General features: G+C 61.5%; 1 protein-coding gene. It reads left to right on the top strand.

The annotated features are described in order from the left end of the window. The coding region (hisD, locus tag QMK17_RS26235) for a histidinol dehydrogenase (RefSeq protein ID WP_283512213.1) at positions 1 to 872 on the top strand (872 nt) is incomplete at its 5' end. Positions 873 to 1272 lie beyond the last annotated feature (400 nt).

Below are 1272 nucleotides of genomic sequence, written 5' to 3'. Positions count from 1 at the left end.
CCGCCTGCACACCTCCAATTCGAGGGGAAATACCCGCAGCCACCGTCGCTGCATTCCATCTGGCCGGCGCAGACGACATCTACCTACTCGGCGGTGTTCAGGCTGTCGCTGCGATGGCGCTCGGCACAGAGACGATTCGACCGGTGAACATGCTGGCCGGCCCCGGAAATGCCTTTGTCGCGGAGGCGAAACGGCAGCTGTTCGGGCAGGTTGGTATTGACCTGTTCGCCGGACCTACCGAAGTTCTGATCATTGCCGACGCGCAGGCCGACCCATTCTTCATCGCTGTAGATCTGCTCAGCCAGGCCGAACACGGCCCCGATTCGCCCGCCATCCTCATCACCGAATCGGATACCCTCGCAGAATCTGTCATCCGGCACATAGACGATCTCTTGCCGACCATGCCGACCAAAGACTTCGCAGGCCCAGCCTGGCGTGATCACGGCCAGGTCATCGTTGTCGAAGGCATCTCGGAAGCCTTCCGTCTTGCCGATACCTTCGCAGCCGAGCATGTCCAGATTCTGACCGAGGAACCGCGGCGCGCTCTCGATGAGATGCACGACTACGGTGCCCTGTTTCTCGGCGAACGCACGTGCGTTTCGTACGGAGACAAAGCCATCGGGACCAATCACACTCTGCCGACCAGAGGGGCAGCCCGATACACGGGCGGACTGTGGGTCGGCAAATACCTCAAGACCGTCACATATCAGGAGATCACGAGTGACGCAGCCAGCGCAGAACTCGGGACGCTCTGCGGCCGCGCAGCGCGCGTCGAGCTCTTCGAAGGACACGCGCGATCAGGAGATGTTCGGGCAGCAAAATATTCTGATACACAGCTGGATTGGGTGCCGGACGGCGTCAGTGTCGAGTGAGCAGCTCAACCTTCCTGGGTCACAGCGATCAGCAGCCGGCGCCGTAGGCAAGCCCTCACCGGTGGGGCTTGAGGTATGTCGGCATGACGGTACCCGCTCGCAATGGGCCACGATAGTGATGGAGATCGAGGCGAACGGCACTCCGTGTTAGTTGGTAGCGCTCGCCAACGGGGACACCGATATCTGGAGCGCCGATGGGCGATACGTCACCCGCCCTGGCCGTCCGATCACCGGCTGGTGACCGGCGAAGCCTGCACGACCACAAGACCAAAGGTAGTGGATCAATGAACATTTTCTCCATGGACGGCAGTCACGTCCTCGTTACCGGGGCCAACAGAGGCCTGGGGCAATCGATCGCCTCAGCCCTGTCCGAACTAGGAGCCGTGGTGTACGGCACGTC

The organism is Rhodococcus sp. G-MC3, from assembly GCF_030063335.1.
Lineage (GTDB): Bacteria > Actinomycetota > Actinomycetes > Mycobacteriales > Mycobacteriaceae > Rhodococcoides.
The sequence above is the reverse complement of the archived record's forward strand: the minus strand, read 5'-3'. Positions and strand labels throughout refer to the sequence as shown.